This window comes from Paraburkholderia sp. Ac-20340 (genome assembly GCF_017104965.1).
Lineage (GTDB): Bacteria > Pseudomonadota > Gammaproteobacteria > Burkholderiales > Burkholderiaceae > Paraburkholderia.
Genome location: NZ_JAAGPR010000086.1, coordinates 1 through 818 on the forward strand (window position 1 = coordinate 1; position 818 = coordinate 818).

At 69.2% G+C, this 818-nt stretch carries 1 pseudogene; it reads left to right on the top strand.

Going from position 1 to position 818, the window contains the following annotated elements:
* A pseudogene (locus G3N59_RS36805) lies at positions 1 to 704 on the top strand (nodulation protein NfeD); the annotation flags it as partial.
* Between the last annotated feature and the right edge of the window lie 114 nt (positions 705 to 818).

Below are 818 nucleotides of genomic sequence, written 5' to 3' on the forward strand. Positions count from 1 at the left end.
TGCCGGCTGCGCCGGGGCCGGGGCAGGCCTCGCCTTCGGGCGCCTCCGCCCCGCTCCCCAGCGACACCGCCTCCACCGAAGCCCGCAAGATGACGCACGACGCCGCCGCCTACATTCGCGGCCTCGCGCAACTGCGCGGCCGCAACGCCGCGTGGGCCGAACGCGCCGTGCGCGAAGCCGTGAGCCTTTCGGCCAGCGAAGCGCTCGATCAGCACGTCATCGACCTGATCGCGCTCGATCCCGCCGATCTCGCCCGCCAGCTCGACGGCCGCGTCGTCGCCACTGCGGCGGGCAATGTGCGCCTTGCCACCGCCCACGCGCCGCTCGTTGCCGTCGCACCCGACTGGCGCAGCCGCCTGCTCGCCATCGTCGCCGATCCGAATGTCGCGTTGATCCTGCTGACGATCGGCGTCTACGGCCTGTTCTTCGAATTCGCCAATCCCGGCTTCGTGCTGCCGGGCGTGGCGGGCGGCATCTGCCTGCTGGTCGGTCTGTTCGCGATGCAGCTTTTGCCGGTGAATTACGCGGGCCTCGGGCTCGTGCTGCTCGGCCTGGGATGTCTGGTCGCCGAGGCGTTTTTACCGACCTTCGGCGTGCTGGGCTTGGGCGGCATCGTGGCGTTCGCGTTTGGCGCGGTGATGCTGATCGATACCGATGTGCCCGGCTACGGCATTCCGCTGCCGCTGGTGGCGGGCCTGTCGCTCGAAGCATTGACTTCATCGGATGACTCCGGCGCCGCCTTGCCGCTGGCGGGCAGCGAAGTCTGGGAAAAACGGGTCAATTGATACGCGTTGGCCCTGGTGGATTCCCCAGGAACC